This is a genomic window from Pseudomonas sp. BR20, from assembly GCF_050780135.1.
Lineage (GTDB): Bacteria > Pseudomonadota > Gammaproteobacteria > Pseudomonadales > Pseudomonadaceae > Aquipseudomonas.
On record NZ_CP172012.1, the window covers coordinates 2,245,251 to 2,263,551 of the forward strand.

Here is an 18,301-nt window from a genome sequence, read left to right on the forward strand (position 1 = left end):
GGTCGTCAGCCGGGTCAACCAGGCCTATGACGCTGAAGACCTGTCGATGCAGGCGCAACTGAAGAAAAGCGCGATGCTGATCGTCGGCTCGTCGGCCCTGGCCTTGCTGGTGGGCCTGATTGCAGCCTGGGTGATTACCCGCTTGATCGTTGCACCGCTGCGCAGTGTGATCGCGGTGGCCCAACAGATTGCCGCCGGGGATTTGAGCGGACGCATGGAGGTCAGCCGTCGTGATGAAATCGGCCAGTTGATGCAGGCGATGCAACAGATGGGTAGCGGCCTCAGCCAGATGGTCAGCGGCCTGCAGGCCGGTATCGAACAATTGGCCAGCTCGGCGCAGTCGCTGTCCAGCGTGACCGAGCAGACCAACGTCGAGGTCAGCAGCCAGAAGGAAGAAACCGAGCAGGTTGCTACCGCGATGAATCAGATGACCGCCACCGTGCACGATGTGGCGCGCAACGCCGAACAGGCCGCGCAAGCCGCGCAGACGGCGGATGAGAAGGTCGATAGCGGCCAGCTGGTGGTGCGCCAGAGTTTGCAGCGCATCGAGTTGCTGGCCACGTCCAGTACCCGTGCGAGCACCAGCATCGAGAGCCTCAGTGCCGAAATCCAGAATATCGGCGCCGTGCTGAGTGTGATCAAAAGCGTTGCCGAACAGACCAACCTGCTGGCCCTGAATGCAGCCATCGAGGCCGCGCGCGCAGGCGAACAGGGCCGGGGTTTTGCGGTGGTGGCCGATGAAGTACGGGCACTGGCCAAGCGCACCCAGCAATCGACCGAAGAAATCGAGCGGCTGGTCAGTACCCTGCGCAGCGCTGCGCAATCATCGGTGCAGCAGATCCAGCAAAGTGGCGAACTGGTCAAGCTGGCGGTCAGCGATGCGCTGGAAACCGAGAGTGCCCTGGGCAGCATTGCGGTAGCGGTGTCGTTGATCCAGCAGATGAACCAGCAGATTGCCGCTGCGGCTGAGGAGCAGAGCTCGGTGGCCGAAGAGATCAACCGTAGCGTCACCAGTATTCGTGCGAGTGCCGATCAATCGGCGTTGAGCATGCAGGGCAATGCGGCGTCGAGCATCCAACTGGCGCAGTTGGGGGCGGAACTCAAAGGGATGGTAGGGCACTTCCGTCTTTGATCGCCGCCCGGAGGCGGCGATCAAAAGGGAGGCCGATCAGGCGTGGTTGGCGAGGAAGGTCAGCAGCGCTTCGTTGACGAAATCCGGGTTCTCCCGGCTGGAGATATGCCCGGCGTCTGGAATCAGGATCAGGGCACAGCCAATCAGTTCGGCCATTTCCTCGGATTCGGCGGGTGGGCGAGGTTTGTCCTGTTCGCCACACATCACCAAGGTGGTGTCGGCGTCCAGGTGCGGTAGTTGTTCCAGCACATCTTCGCGGCTGAAGATCAATCGACCCAGGGGCACGATGCTGTTCAGCAGGCGTTCCCGGGGAAAGTCCAGCAGTGACTTGCGAAAATCCTGATAGAGCGCTGATTCGCGGTCGATGTCCGGGCGAAAGAAGATCGGCGCGATCACATCGAGCAACGGCTCAGGAATGGCGCCGGCGTCTTCAATCATCTTGAACAACGAGAAGTAATACTGGCGCGTGGCCTCTGGCTCGGCACCGAGGGAGGTGTCCATCAGCACCAGGCTGTTGATCCGCTCGGGGGCCTGCAACGCCAGGCGTGCGCCCCACATGCCACCCACCGACAGGCCTACCAGGTTGATCTGTGTGATCTCCAGGTGGTCAAGCAGGGCCAGGGCCTGGCGCGCGAGGTCGTCAAGGGAGTGGGTGGGTGCGGGGAGTTGGCCCGATTCGCCGTGGCCCCAGAGTTCGGGCACGATCACACGGTATTGTTGTGACAGGGCTTCGATCTGCGGGGCCCACATGTTGCGATCCCACAGGTAGCTTGAGCCGAGCAGGACGACAGGACCGGTGCCCTGGTCGAGGTAATGCAGCGGTTGTCCATCAATGACGGCGATAGGCATAGCGGGCCTCTGACTTCACGGAGTGAGGGGCACTTTTTTACGCTAGTCGGGGGCGGGGCGATAGATGCAAAGTGATGGCATGTTGTGGTGAGCGGGCAACCCGCTCACCACAGGGGAGTGGGCAGATCAGTCGTAGATGACTTTCTTTTTCCACTCGGCGTCGGCGTCGACTTCTTTCATGCCTTGGGTCAATTCGTTGACTTCCTCTGCCGCCTGTTTGCTGTTAGCCAGCACGGTAGAGTTGGCGCGGGCCAGTTGACCTTCCAGCAATTGCAGCTGTGCGCTGTAGAGCACCGGTTCAGGCTGCTTGCGCAGGTACTGCACGCCACGCTCGAAGGCCAGGCGTGCCTGGCCAGGCTGACCCTGCTGCAAGGCGTGCTGGCCGAGGTTGTTGAAGAATTCGATGTGCAACAGCACCAGGATATGCCGGATTTCCTTGATCCAGTGCTTGGCTTCGTTGGTCGGCAGGAAACCGTCCTGGGCGGCGCGGGTGACCTGGCCGTGCAGGGCTTCCAGCAGGAAGCGCACGTCCTTGGCCTTGGCTTCGGTCTGGATCGGCGCCGGCGGGTTGTTCACCGGAATGGATTCGCCCTGGGCCACCAGCGTGTTCAGCTCAGCGATACGTGCCTTGATCGGTGCGCTGGTCTTGTTGAGGTTCAACAGGCGCTGGTTGACGTTGAGCTCCAGGCGGGTCAGTAACAGCTTGAGCGCCGGGGTCATCAGTTGGCCAGGGAATGTCTCGGTGATCTCACCGCAACGGCGCAGGCGATCGTTAAGCTCGATCTCAGTGCGCTTCTTTTCCAGCTTGTTGTTTTCCACCACGTGGTTCATGTAGCCAATGGCGATCAGTATTACGATCCCGGCTATTACCAGCAGGGTGATCATGAGTGGTGTCACCGGTGTGACCTCTTTGATAGGGTTTACAGTAGAGTGTAGTGACTGGGCTTGTCGGCGGATAGGACTGATCGACCAGTTACCCAGGTAGTTTCTCCTATATAGCTATATAGGTAGCCGCTTCCTGCATAGATGCACATTGCCATCATTTGCTGGAGCAAACTATAGCGCCTTGTCGGGCGCCAGAATATAGGCGCCAAGGCCCGGGCGGTCAGAATGCCCGTGCAGGCCGGTAAACGCAGGCGAAGTCATTGATTTAAATAAATTTATCCTTGGGGGTTGACGACCTTTCAATCCATCCATAGAATGCGCGCCACTTACAGCGTAAAGCACACAGCGAAACGCGGTAGGGAGTGAATGTTGTACGTGTGTCCCCTTCGTCTAGTGGCCTAGGACACCGCCCTTTCACGGCGGTAACAGGGGTTCGAGTCCCCTAGGGGACGCCATATGCGGGAATAGCTCAGTTGGTAGAGCACGACCTTGCCAAGGTCGGGGTCGCGAGTTCGAGTCTCGTTTCCCGCTCCAATTTACAAGCAGTGTGGCTCTCGGGCGGCACTGAGTGAAACCAGGACCAAGTCTTCGGATGAGGCCTCTGGGCACTGAAATACACACCATGTGTTTCAGTAGCGTGTCCCCTTCGTCTAGTGGCCTAGGACACCGCCCTTTCACGGCGGTAACAGGGGTTCGAGTCCCCTAGGGGACGCCATTTGCGGGAATAGCTCAGTTGGTAGAGCACGACCTTGCCAAGGTCGGGGTCGCGAGTTCGAGTCTCGTTTCCCGCTCCATATTCAACAAAAACGCCGATCAGTGATGATCGGCGTTTTTGTTTGTGCTGTTTTTTCGATGATGCCCACCCGTTTTGCAGGGCGTTGTTGTAAGTTTTGTAGGAGTTTTCTGTAGTTGGCGTGAGGTAGGTGCGTACAGGCCTTGTGATCTTTACTCTGGCGTGCCCGATTTTCCGGCCCATTCCAGAGAGCTGCCTAGATGCTTGAACTCGATTTCTATTCCACGCTGGTCGCCGCGTCACTGGTTCTATTACTGGGGCGCGGACTGGTCGCGCGTATCAGTTTTTTGCGCACTTACAACATTCCTGAGCCGGTGGCCGGCGGCTTATTGGTTGCCGTGCTGCTGCTGGTGTTGCGAGGGCTGGCTGATATCGAGGTGCGGTTCGACCCTTCGTTGCAAACCCCGTTGATGCTGGCATTTTTTGCCACCATTGGACTGAATGCGGACTTCGCCAACCTGAAGAAAGGCGGACGCATCCTGGGTATTTTCCTGCTGGTCGTCACCGCACTGTTGGTGGTGCAGAACGCCATGGGCATCGCGTTGGCCACGGCGTTGGGGCTTGACCCTCTAATGGGCTTGCTTGCGGGCTCCGTGACATTATCGGGTGGTCACGGCACCGGGGCCGCGTGGGGCTCGGTGTTCAGCGAAAAATATGCGGTCGCCTCTGCCTCCGAACTGGCCATCGCTTCGGCGACCTTCGGTTTGGTCCTCGGCGGCTTGATTGGCGGGCCGGTCGCGCGCTTGCTCATTAAGCGAGTCCAGACGCCAGGCCTGGAGCACCCGCAACCGCGCCTGCCCAAGGGCTTCGAGCAGCCGAACCAGGAACGCTTGATCACTTCATTCTCGTTTATCGAGACCCTCGCGCTTCTCGCGATCAGCCTGCAGGTCGGCACTTTGCTCAATGGTTTTCTTCAAGGAACAGCGTTCGAATTGCCTACTTTCGTGTGCGTGCTGTTTATCGGTGTAGTGCTGCGTAACGGGTTGTCGGCGCTGGGCTGGCATCAGGTGTTCGAGCGTGAAGTGTCGGTGCTGGGCAACGTCAGTTTGTCGTTGTTCCTGGCCATTGCCCTAATGTCGCTCAAACTCTGGGACCTGGCGGCACTGGCGCTGCCGATAGTGATCCTGTTGGCCGTGCAGGCGTTGTTGATGGCGCTGTTCGCGATTTTCGTCACGTTCCGGGTCATGGGCAGCAACTATGATGCGGCGGTGTTGGCGGCAGGGCATTGCGGTTTCGGGCTCGGCGCCACGCCAACGGCCATTGCCAATATGCAAGCAGTGACTCAACGCTTCGGCCCGTCGCAGATTGCGTTTCTGGTGGTGCCAATGGTGGGGGCGTTTTTCATCGATATCACCAATGCGGTGGTGATCAAGTTGTACCTGGCGTTGCCGTTCCTGGGCGTGGCAGGTTAAGTTTTTTGTCTATCAATGCAAACGCCGATCAATGCTGATCGGCGTTTTTGCATGAGCTGTCCGTTGCTGAATCGTAGAGGGCTCGAGCCTCTGTCAGAGCGTGGGCAACTGCCCGATACGCCCCATCATTTCGGTGACGATCTGCAGATCCAGCAAGAACTGGTCGACCGTCTTGAACTCATTGTCGGTGTGCCCGGTGTACTTCACTTCCGGCCGCGCCAGGCCGAATTGCACGCCATTGGGCAGTTCATGCACGGAGGTCGCGCCGGCCGAGGTGCCGAACTTATGTTCCATGCCGAGGTTTTCGCTGGCCACGGCCAACAACGCCTTCACCCACTCACCTTCCGGGTTGCGGTACATCGGTTCGGCGATCGAGTAAGTGAGGTCCACATTGACCTTGGTTTGCTTGTCCCAGGCGCTCAACTTGTTGGAAATCTCGGCTTTCAGTTTCTCCGGTGATTTGCCCTTTGGTACACGCAGGTTCACCGCCAGCTTGAAGGCTTTGTCATCCAGGCCGACAAAGGTCAGCGAGGTGGTCAGCGGCCCCATGAAATCATCGGAGAAACCCACGCCCAATTTGCCGCCCAGATAATCCAGGCCCCAGTTATCCGAGGCATAACGGGCGGCGTCGGTGATGTGGTTATGCTTGAGGGCGATCTTGCCGTCGACAGTGTGGATCAGCTCCAGCATGCGCGACACCGGGTTGATACCGGATTGCGGTTCGGAGGAGTGCGCGGAAACCCCGGTCACCGTCAGCTTGACCTCTTTGCCGACCACCTTGGTTGCCACCTCGAAGTCACCGCCGTTGCGCTTGGCATACTCCGCGCCGGCTTTTTGCAGGCTGGCGGCCAGTTCGGCAGGCTTGTCGCTGATAAACGTGGCAACCGAGGCCGAGGGGATCTGGTTGGTGGCCATGCCGCCGGTCATCGAGATGATTTCGGCACCTTTGCCTTCCCCTTTGCGACGCGGGAAGGTGGCCATGACAGTGCCATAACCTTTTTCGGCAATCACCACCGGGTAGCCGCCATCCAGCGCCAGGTTGTACTGCGGCGTCGGGTTGCGTTCGAAGTAATAGGGTATCGCGTCGCCGGAAGTTTCTTCGGTGGTGTCCACCAGCAGCTTGAAATTGCGCGCCAGCGGCAGCTTCTCTTCCTTGATCACCTTCATGGCGTACATCGCCACCACGATGCCGTTTTTGTCATCCTCGGTGCCCCGGCCATACATGCGGTCGCCGATCAGCGTGACCTTGAACGGGTCGAGCCTGGTGCCGTCTTTCAACACCCAGTTCTCCGGCGTCACCGGCACCACGTCGGCGTGGGCGTGGATGCCCACCACTTCGGCGCCGCTGCCTTCCAGGGAAATCTCGTACACGCGGTTGTCGACGTTACGGAAGTTGAGGTTGAAGGTCTTGGCCAGGGCCTGGATCTTGTCAGCAATCCGGATGAATTCCGGGTTTTTGTACTGCGGTATGCCGTCCACGTTGAAGGTCGGGATTTCCACCAGTTCGCGCAAGGTATCGAGGGCGGCCTTGCCGTACTTCACTCGGGTGTAAATCCCCAGCAGGCGATGGATCTCGTTCTGCTGGTCGGCGGTCAGGGTTTTGTTAGCGAGGAAGGCACTGATCGCCGGACCCACGTCGTCAGCCTTGCCCAAGTCGCCCTTGGCCAGGCTGCCGAGGAAACCACGGAAATCCGTAACCGACGTTTCGCTGAAACTCTGCAGAATCGCCGTGCTTTGCTCTGGGGTGATGTTGGCAAAGGCGGGCGTGGTCATCACCGAAAGACCGGCCGCGAACAGGGTGGCAGCCGCTAATTGCTTGAGTCGAAAGTGCATGGTCAGAGGCATTCCTTTGCAAAGGGAAATAGGGGATTCCTGATCGATATGTCAGAAATATTTCGACACACTACCACTGCCAAGGTGTGCCTGGGAGGCCACTGAGAGGCTTATCTAAAAACTCGATAGCACCCTCGACTCCGCGCTCTAGCCCAGGCTGTACCGCACCGACAACGCGCCCTTTTTCTCTGAAAGCGCCAGGATCGTCACCTGGCCAAGCTCGCCCAGCGTTTGCACATGGGTACCGCCGCAAGCGTAGGGCGGCAAATCACCGAAGCCCACTTCGCGGGTGCCGTCGTTCAAGGCCATGCGGCGCGGGTAGTCGGCGGCGATCCATTGGTTGATCCGCTGTTGAATGATCTCGGCGTCCATGGCTTGTGCGGTTTCGCCACGGATAAAAGTGATCTTGCCTTCGCCTGGCCAGTGATGGGCCTTGATCGGCATCCAGCCCAGGGTCTCGCCGGCGTTGCCGATCAAATGTCCGGCGGAATGCAGGCGGGTGTGCAGGGCGCGGCGTGGTTCGTCGACCCGTGCGGTGATGGGGCCCGGTTCCACAGGTTGGTTGACATAGTGCACCACGCGATCGGTTTCCTGGGTGACTCGCAGCACCTGGCTGTCGCCCAGCCAGCCAGTATCGAATGGCTGGCCACCGCCTTGGGGATGGAAAATCGTCGACCGCAAAACGACTGCAAACTGGCCCTCGCAGGGGGTGCAGCTCAGCACTTCAAGCTCGGCGGTCAGGTGGTCGTGGGTGAAAAACAGGCGCTCGGTCATTTTCTACATCCGCATCAGGGTTCTGCGGGCAGTATAAATAGTGCGTAGATAGGTGATAATCCGCTCAAATATCAATGGACCTGTGCGTCATGAGCATCAATCTTCCTTTGCCGCTGCTGGGTGAAATGGCGATTTTCGTCAAGGTAGTAGAAACCGGCAGCTTCTCCGGAGCGGCGCGGCAGTTGAGTGTTTCGCCGTCGGCGGTGAGCCGTAGCATCTCGCGCCTGGAAAAGGCCCTGGCTACCCGTTTGATGCAACGCACCACACGCAAATTGCGCCTGAGTGAAGCCGGTGAGGAGGTTTTCAAGCGCTGCCAGGAGATGGTCAGCGCGGCGCGCTCAGTGATGGAAATCAGCGGCCAGTTCACCCACGAGGCCGAAGGCCTGGTGCGGGTCAGTGTGCCGAAGGCGGTGGGGCGGTTTGTGGTGCACCCGCATATGCCGGAGTTTCTGCGGCGTTATCCCAAGGTGGATGTGCAATTGATCCTTGAGGACCGGCATGTGGACATGATCGACGACAATGTCGACCTCAGCATCCGTATCACCGACAGCCCGCCGCCGGGCCTGGTGGGGCGGCAGTTATTGCCAATTGAGCATTTACTCTGTGCCACGCCGCAGTATCTAGCCGAGCATGGTGCGCCGGAGCATCCCCACGATTTGCTGGCGCACAGTTGCATCTATCTCGGTGAAACCCCGGGGGATTCGCGCTGGAAATTCCGCCAGGGCGGCAAGGCGGTGACGGTCGGCGTGCGTGGACGTTATGCGGCGAATCACACCGGCGTACGGCTGGATGCGGTGTTACAGCACGTGGGAATTGGCAGCTTGCCGTATTTCACCGCGCGGCATGCGTTGGAGGAGGGGCGGTTGGTACAGGTGTTGCCCGCGTGGGACTTTATTGCGTCCTACCATGGCGAGGCGTGGTTGTTGCATTCGCCCACGCGCTACTTGCCGCCGAAGCTGCGGGTGTTTATCGATTATCTGGTGGAGTGCATGGCGAGGGAGCCGACATTGCGCCGTCGATAGGCGCGCCGTCGAAAATGTGGGAGGAGGGCCTGCTCCCTCCCGCATTCAGTTGTGCAGTGTCTTGAACAATCAGTGTTTGCTTTGGTCTTGCGGCATGGCCAGCAGTTGCTTTTCCTGGTTCCAGTCGAACGGTTCTTCGTTCTGTTCGGCTTCAAAGCGACGCTCTTCCAGGGCCTGGTACAGGTCCAGTTCTTCGTCAGGCATGAAGTGCAGGCAATCGCCGCCGAAGAACCACAGCAGGTCGCGTGGGACGAGGTGGGCGATCTGCGGGTAGCGCAGGATGACCTGGCTCATCAGGTCCTGGCCCAGGTACTGGCTTTCGATCGGGTCGATTGGCAGCAGGGCGCGCAGTTCGTCGAAGCGCTCCAGGAACAGGGTGTGGCTTTCCTCGGGCACCTGTTCGGCTTCGCCGACGGCAACCAGGATGCTGCGCAGGTGGTCGAGCAAGACGAGATGATCGGCAACGACGTTGGACACGAGATAAGTCCTCTAAAGCAAAAACGGGCGCGAGAGTATATGCCTCTCGCGCCCGTTTTTATATGACCGCCGGACTCAGCGGACTTTACCTTCAGCGTGTACCAACTCTTCCTTGCTGAAATCATCCACGTCGATCACCTTGCGCCGTGCCGCTTCCGCGTCACGCAAGGTTTGCGCTTCTGCAGGTTGCAGCACACCGGCATGCAGCGCGGCGTCGATGGCATGTTCGCCGGCAGTCGGTTTGACCTGGCCGCTTTTGAGCGCGGCGTGCAGTTTTTTCTGCAGCGGGTGGCTGGCACCCAGCAGGTCGTAGGCATGTTGCAGCGCGCCCACCGGATCTTCTTCCGCTTGCGGGCGGTAGCAGCCCGCGAGCAATTCTTCCAGGGTCGGGTCGCCTTTGGCGCGGCCAATCACTGCGGCTACTTCCGCATCCAGCGCATCGGACGGGCCGGTATGGCGACGCCCGAACGGGAACACAATCACCCGCAGCAGGCAGCCCAGCACTTTATTCGGGAAGTTGGTCAGCAGTTCATCCAGCGCACGCTCGGACTCGCCGAGGCTTTCTTCCATGGCCCAGGCGAACAGCGGCTCCAGGTGATCCGGCGAATCCAGGTCGTGGTAACGCTTGAGTGCCGCCGATGCGAGGTACATATGGCTCAGTACGTCACCGAGGCGTGCCGAGAGGCGTTCGCGGCGTTTCAACTCGCCACCCAGCAGCATCATGCTCAGGTCCGCCAGCAGCGCGAACGCGGCAGCCTGGCGGTTCAAGGCGCGGAAATAACCCTGGCTCAAACGGTTGCCCGGGGCTTTCTCGAAGTGCCCCACGCCGAGGTTCAGTACCAGAGTGCTGGCGGCATTGCTCACGGCAAAGCCAATGTGTTGCATCAGCAGCCCGTCGAACTCCTTCAGCGCCTGATCGTGGTCTTCACGACCGGCCAGCGCCATTTCCTTGAGCACGAACGGATGGCAGCGGATGGCACCCTGGCCGAAGATCATCAGGTTGCGCGAGAGGATATTCGCGCCTTCCACGGTAATGAAGATCGGCGCGCCCTGCCAGCTGCGGCCCAGGTAGTTGTTCGGGCCCATGATGATGCCCTTGCCGCCGTGCACGTCCATGGCGTGGCTGATGCACTCGCGGCCGCGTTCGGTCAGGTGGTACTTGAGGATCGCCGACAGCACCGAGGGTTTTTCGCCGAGGTCCACGGCATTGGCGGTGAGCATGCGCGCGCTGTCCATCAGCCAGGCGTTGCCGCCGATGCGGGCCAGGGCTTCCTGGATACCTTCGAAAGCCGACAGCGGTACGTTGAACTGCTCGCGCACCTGGGCATATTGGCCGGTCACCAGGCTGGTGAACTTGGCCGCGCCGGTGCCCACGGCGGGCAGGGAGATCGAACGGCCGACCGACAGGCAGTTCATCAGCATCATCCAGCCTTTGCCGAGCATTTCCTGGCCGCCGATGAGGTACTCCAGGGGGATGAACACGTCCTTGCCGGAGTTGGGGCCGTTCATGAACGCGGCGCCGAGGGGCAGGTGGCGACGGCCGATTTCCACGCCGGGGGTGTCGGTAGGGATCAGCGCAAGGCTGATGCCCAGGTCTTCTTCTTCACCCAGCAGGTGGTCGGGGTCGTGGGCCTTGAAGGCCAGGCCCAGCAGGGTCGCGACCGGGCCGAGGGTGATGTAGCGTTTTTCCCAGTTCAGGCGCAGGCCGAGGGTTTCCTTGCCTTCCCATTCGCCTTTGCAGATCACGCCCGTGTCAGGCATGGCGCCGGCATCGGAGCCGGCCAGCGGGCCGGTGAGGGCGAAGCAGGGAATGTCATCGCCACGCGCCAGGCGCGGCAGGTAGTGGTTGCGTTGTTCGTCGGTGCCGTAGTGCAGCAGCAGTTCGGCCGGGCCGAGGGAGTTAGGCACCATTACGGTGGAGGCCAGGTCGCCGCTGCGGGTGGCGAGTTTCATCGCGACCTGGGAGTGGGCATAAGCGGAGAAGCCTTTGCCGCCATATTCCTTGGGAATGATCAGGGCGAAGAAACCGTGGGTCTTGATGTGTTCCCACGCGGCAGGCGGCAAGTCCATGGCCTGGCCGATTTCCCAGTCGCTGACCATGGCGCAGAGTTCTTCGGTGGGGCCGTCGATAAATGCCTCTTCTTCTTCGGTCAGTTGGACCTTGGGATAGGCCAGCAACTTGTCCCAGTCGGGGCGACCGCTGAAGAGTTCGCCGTCCCACCACACGGTGCCGGCGTCGATCGCGTCGCGCTCGGTCTCGGACATCGGCGGCAAGACTTTCTGGAACCAACTGAACAGCGGCTTGGTGAAGTATTGGCGGCGCAGGTCCGGCAACAGCAGGGGCGCGGCCACGACAGCGATCAACACCCAGAAAATCAGCAGCAGCCAACCCGGTGCGTGGCTCCAGGCACCCATCGCCAGCAGGTAAACGGCGACCACGCCCAGGGCGGGCAGGGGGGCGACGCGGCGATGTGCCAGGTAGGCAATGCCGACCACCAGAACCAGTATCCACAACAACAGCATATTCAATCCTCCGTGAAACCAGGGGCGAAACCACCAGAGAGCTTAGTCGGCATCCGAACAAGCGAGGTGATCAGGGTGTTACAAGTTGTACTGGGGACACCTGGTATCAGGCGCCCACATTTGGCCGATTCGTCGTTATCTCTATGGCAGAGCTGTCGTTAAACTCCAGGCTTCCCTCGGAGATCAAGCTCATGGATACGTACCTGAGTCCCAGCCGCTTCATCGATAGTGACCACCCTGAGGTGGTGGAGTTCGCCGAAAAACATCGTGGTCCCAGCGCGGACTTATGTGACCAGGCGGTCAGTCTCTATTACGCCGTGCGTGAGGCGATTCGCTACAACCCCTACACCTTCAGCCGTGACCCCGACACCCTGAGCGCCAGCTTTGCCCTGGCCGCCGGCGAAAGCTATTGCGTGCCCAAGGCCACCTTGCTCGCCGCCTGCGCCCGCCATTGCGGCATCCCGGCGCGCATCGGCCTGGCGGATGTGCGCAACCACCTGTCGACGCCGCGCCTGGTCGCGTTGCTCAAGAGTGATGTGTTCGCCATGCATGGATATACGGAGTTGTACCTGCGGGGCCGCTGGGTCAAAGCCACTCCGGCGTTCAACCAGCAGTTGTGCGAAATGTTCGACGTACCGCCGCTGGACTTCGATGGGATTAACGACAGCGTATTCCACGCGTTCAACCGTCAGGGGCAGCGCTCGATGGAATACGTGGTGGACCACGGGCAGTTCCCCGATGTGCCCGAGGATTTCTTCTTCGCCCACCTGGAGAAATGTTACCCCCACCTGTTTGCCGAACAGATGCTGACCCTGTTGGGCGACCTGCAGAGCGATTTAAGCCGCGCGTGAACCGGCGTATGCTGCTGCGTTCATCCAGCCATGTTCATCAATAAAAAGGCGCGGTCATGCTGAAAATCTGGGGTCGTAAAAATTCATCAAACGTCAGGAAAGCACTGTGGTGCGCCGAGGAACTCGGCCTGGACTATGAGGCAATTGATGCGGGCGGGGCTTTTGGTGTGGTCGACACGCCGCAATACCGGGCATTGAACCCGAACGGTCGGGTGCCGATGATCGAGGACGGTGACTTTGTGTTGTGGGAGTCCAACACCATCGTGCGCTACCTCTGCGCCAAGCACGCGTCGGCGTTTTACCCGAGCGACCTGCAAGTGCGTGCCAGTGCCGAAAAGTGGATGGACTGGACCACCTCGACCCTTGCCGAACCGTTCAAGGCTGTGTTCTGGGGCGTTGTGCGCACCCCGGCGGAAAAGCAGAACTGGGACAGCATCAACGCCGGGCGTCAGGCTTGTATCGATGCACTGAGCACCGTGGACAGCGCATTGGCCCACCAGCCTTACCTGTCGGGCGACACCTTCGGCATCGGTGATATTCCCCTGGGCTGCTTTATCTACGCCTGGTTCGAGATGCCTATCGAACGCCCTTCGATGCCCCATCTGGAGGCCTGGTACCAGCGCCTGCAACAACGCCCGGCCTACCGCAAAGCGGTCATGACCGCGTTGACTTAATACTGACTATTAATACAGGTGACTGTACTTGTGCGGCGCGGGCAAGCACCATGCTTGTCATGCGCCGCCGTTGAACTACGTGCGTTGCGCCCTCATCTACTCTTTCTATTCCCTTCTTTGGTGCGTATTCCGATATGAGTTCTGCTCTGTCCATCCGGCAGCTAACCAAAACCTACGGCAACGGTTTCCAGGCCCTGAGCGGTATCGATCTGGACGTTGCCGAAGGTGACTTCTTCGCCTTGCTCGGCCCCAACGGCGCCGGCAAATCCACCACCATCGGTATCCTCTCCACCTTGGTCAATAAGACCAGCGGCACGGTGAATATCTTCGGCCACGACCTGGACAAATCCCCGGCGGCGCTCAAGCGTTCCATCGGCGTGGTGCCCCAGGAATTCAACTTCAACCAGTTCGAAAAGACCTTCGACATTGTCGTGACCCAGGCTGGCTACTACGGCATCCCGGCGAAAATCGCCAAGGAACGCGCCGAGCAGTACCTGACTCAACTGGGCCTGTGGGACAAGCGCGACGTGCCGTCCCGCTCGCTGTCCGGCGGCATGAAGCGTCGCCTGATGATTGCCCGCGCACTGGTGCATGAACCGCGCCTGTTGATCCTCGATGAACCCACCGCCGGCGTGGATATCGAACTGCGTCGCTCGATGTGGACCTTCCTCACCGAGCTGAACGAGAAGGGCATCACCATCATCCTCACCACCCACTACCTGGAAGAGGCTGAGCAGTTGTGCCGCAATATCGGCATCATCGACCACGGCACCATCGTCGAGAACACCAGCATGCGTAACCTGCTGGGCCAGTTGCATGTGGAGACCTTCCTGCTTGACCTGAAGAACAACCTGTCGGTAGCGCCGCAACTGCTTGGCTACCCCAGCCGGCTGGTGGACAGCCACACTCTGGAGGTCCAGGTGGATAAAGCCATGGGCATCACTGCGTTGTTCACCCAGTTGGCGACCCAGAACATCGAAGTGCTGAGCCTGCGTAATAAAACCAATCGCCTTGAGGAGTTGTTCGTGTCCCTGGTGGAGAAAAATCTGACGAAGGTGGCGGTATGAGTTCTGAGCTGCAACCCAACCTCGTCGCGCTGCAGACCATCGTCTACCGCGAAGTGAAGCGCTTTACCCGGATCTGGCCGCAGACCCTGCTGCCGCCGGCGATCACCATGGTGTTGTACTTCGTGATCTTCGGTAACCTGATCGGCCGCCAGATCGGCGATATGGGTGGTTTCACCTATATGGAGTACATCGTGCCGGGTCTGATCATGATGTCAGTGATCACCAACTCCTACGGCAACGTGGTCTCCAGTTTCTTCGGCAGCAAGTTCCAGCGCTCCATCGAAGAGCTGATGGTCTCGCCGGTGTCGCCGCACACCATCCTGATCGGCTACACCTTGGGTGGCGTATTGCGCGGCTTGATGGTGGGCGTGATCGTGACGCTGCTGTCGCTGTTCTTCACCCACCTGCAGGTGCATCACCTCGGGGTCACCATTCTGGTGGTGGTGCTGACGGCGACGATCTTCTCGCTGTTGGGGTTTATCAACGCCGTGTTCGCACGCAACTTCGATGATATTTCGATCATCCCGACCTTCGTACTGACGCCGCTGACCTACCTGGGCGGGGTGTTCTACTCCATCACCTTGCTGCCGCCGTTCTGGCAGACCGTGTCGCTGGCCAACCCGGTGCTGCACATGGTCAACGCCTTCCGCTACGGCATCCTGGGCGTGTCGGATATCAAGATCAGCGTGGCGATCACCTTCATGCTGGTGGCGACGGTGGTGTTGTATATCGGTTGCGCGAAGCTGCTGGTGAGCGGGCGCGGGATGCGTACCTGATAAACGCGGTAGAAAAATGTGGGAGGGGGCTTGCTCCCGATTGCGATGTGTCAGCTACAGGTAAGCTGACTGACATACCGCAATCGGGAGCAAGCCCCCTCCCACATTTGGTTTTGTGTCAGGTCTTCAGGCCTTCAGTGCCAGCTCGATCAGCGCGTGCAGTTCTTCAACTTGCAGTGGCTCGGTTGAGAACAGAATACGAAACACCGTGGGCGCCGCGAGCAGATTGATCAAGTGGTCCACGCTCGGTGGTGCCTGGTCCGGATAACGATCGACAATCGCCTGAAACTGCCCACTCAAGATGCTCACGCAGTAGCCCGGCGTCACGCTGCATTGCAGATCGCGCATCATGTTGCGGCCCGGCTCCGAACTCATCTCATCCAGATATTGCTCGGCCCACGCCCGTAAGTCGCCACGCAAGCTGCCGGTGTTGGCGGGCTCGCTGTCGGGGCGCATCCGCGCCAGGGCCACATCCGCGAGCAGCACCGAGAGGTCGCCCCAGCGCCGGTAGATGGTCGAGGGCGTGACGCCTGCGCGCGCGGCAATCATCGGCACCGTGACACTGGAGCGCTCATGGGCTTCCAGCAAATCACGCACGGCCGAATGGACCGATTCTTGTACCCGGGCACTGCGGCCCCCCGGGCGGAGGCCTTCTTTTATCGCCATGCTGCGACCTTAACACAAAGAATTTGCTTTAAGCGCTGGCGGGTAGCACACTCCGCAAAAGCAAAATATTAGCTTTAGCGGAGCGTGCCCATGTCCAGCCTCATTTCTCATCGGTCCAGCCTGGTGTTCCTCGCGGTCACGTTGCTGACGTTTCTCGCGGCTTCCAGTGCGCCGACACCGTTGTATCACCTGTATCAGGAGGGGCTGCATTTTTCGGCAGGCATGCTCACGTTGATCTTTGGCGTGTACGCCTTGAGCCTGTTGGCGGCGTTGTTGACCGTGGGCTCGCTGTCGGACCACCTGGGACGCAAGCCAGTGATTTTTACTGCGTTGGTCCTGAATATGCTGGCGATGCTGCTGTTCATCAATGAAGGCAGCGTGGCCTGGCTGATCGCTGCGCGTACCGTGCAGGGGTTCGCTACCGGCATGGCCACGGCGGTGCTGGGCGCGGCATTGCTCGACACCGACCGCCAGCAGGGCCCGCTGGTCAACAGTGTGGCGCCTCTGCTGGGCATGGCGTGCGGTGCAATGGGCAGCAGTGTGCTGGCGGAGTTCGCGCCGCTGCCGACGCAGTTGATCTACTGGACGCTGCTGGCGCTGATGCTGGTGCAGGCGCTGTATGTATGGCGCCTGCCGGAAACCGTTGATCGCATTCCCGGTGCACTGGCATCGCTGCGCCCAACGCTGCATGTGCCGCCCCAGGCGCGTCGAGCGTTGTGGTTGTCGCTGCCGGTGGACGTGGCGGTATGGGCGATGGGGGGCTTTTACTTGTCCCTGGCGCCGTCGCTGGTGCGAGCGGCCACGGGCTCTACGTCGAACCTTATCGGCGGCGGCCTGGTGGCGGTGCTGACGTTGAGCGGGGCGCTGATGATCTTCACCCTGCGCAATCGCCCGGCCAGCAAGGTCCTGCGCCTGGGCGCGACGCTGTTGGCTGTGGGGGTGGCGCTGATCCTCACGGCGGTGCACAGCGCCAGCCTGCCGCTGTTTTTTATCGCCACGTTGATCGCCGGCAGCGGCTTCGGCGCCGGCTTTCTCGGCGCATTGCGCAGTGTGGTGCCACTGGCCTTGCCCCATGAACGGGCCGGCTTGATGTCGGCATTCTATGTGCTGAGTTATTTGGCGTTTTGCTTGCCTTCGCTGCTGGCGGGCAACCTGATTCGCAGCTTTGGCCTGATAGCCACCACCGACGGTTACGGCGCAGTCCTCATTCTGCTGGCCCTCGGGGCGTTGGTCGCTTTGCTGCTGCAGGATTCGGCAAAGTCCAAGGCGGCCTGCATATCTACAAAGTAGATAACAGTTAGAGATATTACCCGTTATATAGATATTCGATCAGGTTCTACCATGGCCTCAACCTCATGCGAGGAAGAGGATTGCCATCATGACCTGCTCGACGACCATCAGCTACAAGCCCTTCAGTCACCTGACCCGCCCTCGGGAAGTGATTCGTCAATTCACCCCCAACTGGTTCGCCGCGACCATGGGCACCGGCGTACTGGCGTTGGCCCTGGCGCAATGGCCGGTCAACCTGCCAGGTGTGCAGGCCATTGCCGAAGGGCTGTGGTGGTTCACCATCGGCCTGTTCATCCTGTTCAGTGCTTTGTATGCCGCGCGTTGGTTGATGTTTTTCCACGAGGCGCGGCGGATCTTCGGGCACTCCACGGTCTCGATGTTCTTCGGCACCATTCCCATGGGCCTGGCGACCATTCTCAACGGCTTGCTGCTGTTTGGCCTGCCGCGTTGGGGTGGCGATGTGATCCCGCTGGCCGCAGCCCTGTGGTGGCTGGATGTGGCGATGGCCCTGGCCTGCGGTGTGCTCATCCCCTTCATGATGTTCACCCGCCAGGAACACAGCATCGACCAGATGACTGCCGTGTGGCTGCTGCCGGTGGTTGCAGCAGAAGTTGCGGCAGCCAGCGGTGGCTTGCTCGCGCCGCATCTTGCGGACGCTCACTCGCAACTGGTGATGCTGGTGACCAGCTACGTGCTGTGGGCGTTTTCGCTGCCGGTGGCGTTCAGCATCCTGACCATCCTGATGTTGCGCATGGCCCTGCACAAACTGCCCCATGCCAATATGGCCGCGTCGAGCTGGCTGGCGCTGGGTCCGATCGGTACCGGTGCCCTGGGCATGTTGTTGCTGGGCGGCGATGCGCCAGCGATCTTTGCCGCCAATGGTTTGCCTGGCGTGGGTGAAATGGCCAATGGTCTCGGCCTGGTTGCAGGTATCACCCTGTGGGGCTTCGGCTTGTGGTGGATGCTGATCGCGGTATTGATCACCCTGCGTTACCTGCGCGGCGGTATTCCGTTCAACCTGGGTTGGTGGGGCTTTACCTTCCCGTTGGGCGTTTACGCCCTGGCCACGCTGAAGCTGGCGAGCCTGCTGCATCTGGGCTTCTTCAGCGCATTCGGTAGCGTGCTGGTGGCGGCGTTGGCGCTGATGTGGCTGATCGTGGCCAAGCGCACTGTGCAGGGCGCCTATAAAGGTGAGCTTTTTGTTTCGCCGTGCATTGCAGGACTAGGGAATAAGTAAGCGGAGTTAGGTAAAGTCGTGGCCTGATAACTATTAGGCC

The 18,301-nt window shown here is 60.2% G+C and carries 16 protein-coding genes, 4 tRNA genes and 1 pseudogene; 14 read left to right on the plus strand and 7 right to left on the minus strand.

Features of this window, described 5'->3' with window-relative positions; all coding sequences use genetic code 11:
- Positions 1 to 73 precede the first annotated feature (73 nt).
- Positions 74 to 271 (plus strand): annotated as a pseudogene (locus ACHPFG_RS10260) (HAMP domain-containing protein); the annotation flags it as partial.
- An 18-nt stretch (positions 272 to 289) separates the two neighbouring features.
- Positions 290 to 1,132 carry a methyl-accepting chemotaxis protein gene (locus ACHPFG_RS10265; protein ID WP_431703459.1) on the plus strand — a complete coding sequence of 281 codons (843 nt, stop codon included), beginning with the start codon at positions 290 to 292 and terminating at the stop codon, positions 1,130 to 1,132.
- A 36-nt stretch (positions 1,133 to 1,168) separates the two neighbouring features.
- Here ACHPFG_RS10265 and ACHPFG_RS10270 read toward each other — a convergent pair whose 3' ends face one another.
- Both ACHPFG_RS10270 and ACHPFG_RS10275 read right to left on the minus strand, forming a co-directional pair.
- Positions 1,169 to 1,981: an alpha/beta fold hydrolase gene (locus ACHPFG_RS10270; protein WP_431702290.1), complete on the minus strand. Its 813-nt coding sequence runs from the start codon at positions 1,979 to 1,981 to the stop codon at positions 1,169 to 1,171.
- Positions 1,982 to 2,107: 126 nt separating this feature from the next.
- Entirely contained in the window at positions 2,108 to 2,878 is a 771-nt protein-coding gene (locus ACHPFG_RS10275; protein WP_431702291.1) for a hypothetical protein, read from the minus strand.
- A 367-nt stretch (positions 2,879 to 3,245) separates the two neighbouring features.
- On the opposite strand from ACHPFG_RS10275, the gene ACHPFG_RS10280 reads away from it, so the two are divergent.
- The 5 genes from ACHPFG_RS10280 to gltS all read left to right on the plus strand — a co-directional run bounded on the left by ACHPFG_RS10280 (position 3,246) and on the right by gltS (position 5,071).
- Positions 3,246 to 3,321: transfer RNA gene (locus ACHPFG_RS10280), tRNA-Glu, on the plus strand.
- 3 nt (positions 3,322 to 3,324) lie between these two features.
- A tRNA-Gly gene (locus tag ACHPFG_RS10285) sits at positions 3,325 to 3,400 on the plus strand.
- 105 nt (positions 3,401 to 3,505) lie between these two features.
- Positions 3,506 to 3,581: transfer RNA gene (locus ACHPFG_RS10290), tRNA-Glu, on the plus strand.
- 3 nt (positions 3,582 to 3,584) lie between these two features.
- A tRNA-Gly gene (locus ACHPFG_RS10295) sits at positions 3,585 to 3,660 on the plus strand.
- A gap of 199 nt (positions 3,661 to 3,859) precedes the next feature.
- On the plus strand, positions 3,860 to 5,071 hold the full coding sequence (gltS, locus tag ACHPFG_RS10300; RefSeq protein ID WP_431702292.1) for a sodium/glutamate symporter: 1,212 nt from the start codon (positions 3,860 to 3,862) through the stop codon (positions 5,069 to 5,071).
- Between the two features lie 93 nt (positions 5,072 to 5,164).
- On the opposite strand, the gene ACHPFG_RS10305 is transcribed toward gltS, so the two are convergent.
- Positions 5,165 to 6,904 carry a dipeptidase gene (locus ACHPFG_RS10305; RefSeq protein WP_431702293.1) on the minus strand — a complete coding sequence of 580 codons (1,740 nt, stop codon included), beginning with the start codon at positions 6,902 to 6,904 and terminating at the stop codon, positions 5,165 to 5,167.
- 147 nt (positions 6,905 to 7,051) lie between these two features.
- The gene (locus tag ACHPFG_RS10310; RefSeq protein WP_431702294.1) at positions 7,052 to 7,678 is read right to left on the minus strand and encodes an alanyl-tRNA editing protein; all 627 of its coding nucleotides are present in this window, start codon (positions 7,676 to 7,678) and stop codon (positions 7,052 to 7,054) included.
- Positions 7,679 to 7,767: 89 nt separating this feature from the next.
- Here ACHPFG_RS10310 and ACHPFG_RS10315 point away from each other — a divergent pair, with 89 nt between their 5' ends.
- Positions 7,768 to 8,700 (plus strand): LysR substrate-binding domain-containing protein, encoded by a 933-nt coding sequence (locus tag ACHPFG_RS10315; protein WP_431702295.1) that lies wholly within the window; start codon positions 7,768 to 7,770, stop codon positions 8,698 to 8,700.
- Between the two features lie 69 nt (positions 8,701 to 8,769).
- On the opposite strand, the gene ACHPFG_RS10320 is transcribed toward ACHPFG_RS10315, so the two are convergent.
- Both ACHPFG_RS10320 and ACHPFG_RS10325 read right to left on the minus strand, forming a co-directional pair.
- Positions 8,770 to 9,177 (minus strand): PA2817 family protein, encoded by a 408-nt coding sequence (locus tag ACHPFG_RS10320; RefSeq protein WP_053128652.1) that lies wholly within the window; start codon positions 9,175 to 9,177, stop codon positions 8,770 to 8,772.
- A 75-nt stretch (positions 9,178 to 9,252) separates the two neighbouring features.
- The gene (locus ACHPFG_RS10325) at positions 9,253 to 11,700 is read right to left on the minus strand and encodes an acyl-CoA dehydrogenase (protein WP_431702296.1); all 2,448 of its coding nucleotides are present in this window, start codon (positions 11,698 to 11,700) and stop codon (positions 9,253 to 9,255) included.
- 191 nt (positions 11,701 to 11,891) lie between these two features.
- Here ACHPFG_RS10325 and ACHPFG_RS10330 point away from each other — a divergent pair, with 191 nt between their 5' ends.
- From ACHPFG_RS10330 to ACHPFG_RS10345, 4 genes are all read left to right on the plus strand, one after another.
- Positions 11,892 to 12,551, plus strand: a complete 660-nt coding sequence (locus ACHPFG_RS10330) for a transglutaminase-like domain-containing protein (RefSeq protein WP_431702297.1) — start codon at positions 11,892 to 11,894, stop codon at positions 12,549 to 12,551.
- Between the two features lie 56 nt (positions 12,552 to 12,607).
- Positions 12,608 to 13,225 (plus strand): glutathione S-transferase family protein, encoded by a 618-nt coding sequence (locus ACHPFG_RS10335; RefSeq protein ID WP_431702298.1) that lies wholly within the window; start codon positions 12,608 to 12,610, stop codon positions 13,223 to 13,225.
- A gap of 134 nt (positions 13,226 to 13,359) precedes the next feature.
- Positions 13,360 to 14,292, plus strand: coding sequence for an ABC transporter ATP-binding protein (locus ACHPFG_RS10340; protein ID WP_090399856.1), 933 nt, complete (start codon positions 13,360 to 13,362; stop codon positions 14,290 to 14,292).
- Complete coding sequence (locus ACHPFG_RS10345) at positions 14,289 to 15,068, plus strand: ABC transporter permease (protein WP_012723134.1); 780 nt, start codon at positions 14,289 to 14,291, stop codon at positions 15,066 to 15,068. The genes ACHPFG_RS10340 and ACHPFG_RS10345 overlap by 4 nt, the downstream gene beginning before the upstream one ends.
- Positions 15,069 to 15,194: 126 nt before the next feature.
- On the opposite strand, the gene ACHPFG_RS10350 is transcribed toward ACHPFG_RS10345, so the two are convergent.
- Positions 15,195 to 15,734, minus strand: a complete 540-nt coding sequence (locus ACHPFG_RS10350; RefSeq protein WP_431702299.1) for a TetR/AcrR family transcriptional regulator — start codon at positions 15,732 to 15,734, stop codon at positions 15,195 to 15,197.
- A 90-nt stretch (positions 15,735 to 15,824) separates the two neighbouring features.
- Here ACHPFG_RS10350 and ACHPFG_RS10355 point away from each other — a divergent pair, with 90 nt between their 5' ends.
- Both ACHPFG_RS10355 and ACHPFG_RS10360 read left to right on the plus strand, forming a co-directional pair.
- Positions 15,825 to 17,024: an MFS transporter gene (locus ACHPFG_RS10355; RefSeq protein ID WP_431702300.1), complete on the plus strand. Its 1,200-nt coding sequence runs from the start codon at positions 15,825 to 15,827 to the stop codon at positions 17,022 to 17,024.
- A gap of 88 nt (positions 17,025 to 17,112) precedes the next feature.
- A complete protein-coding gene (locus ACHPFG_RS10360; protein WP_431702301.1) occupies positions 17,113 to 18,261 on the plus strand; it encodes a TDT family transporter in 1,149 nt (382 codons plus the stop codon).
- The last annotated feature ends 40 nt before the right edge of the window (positions 18,262 to 18,301 follow it).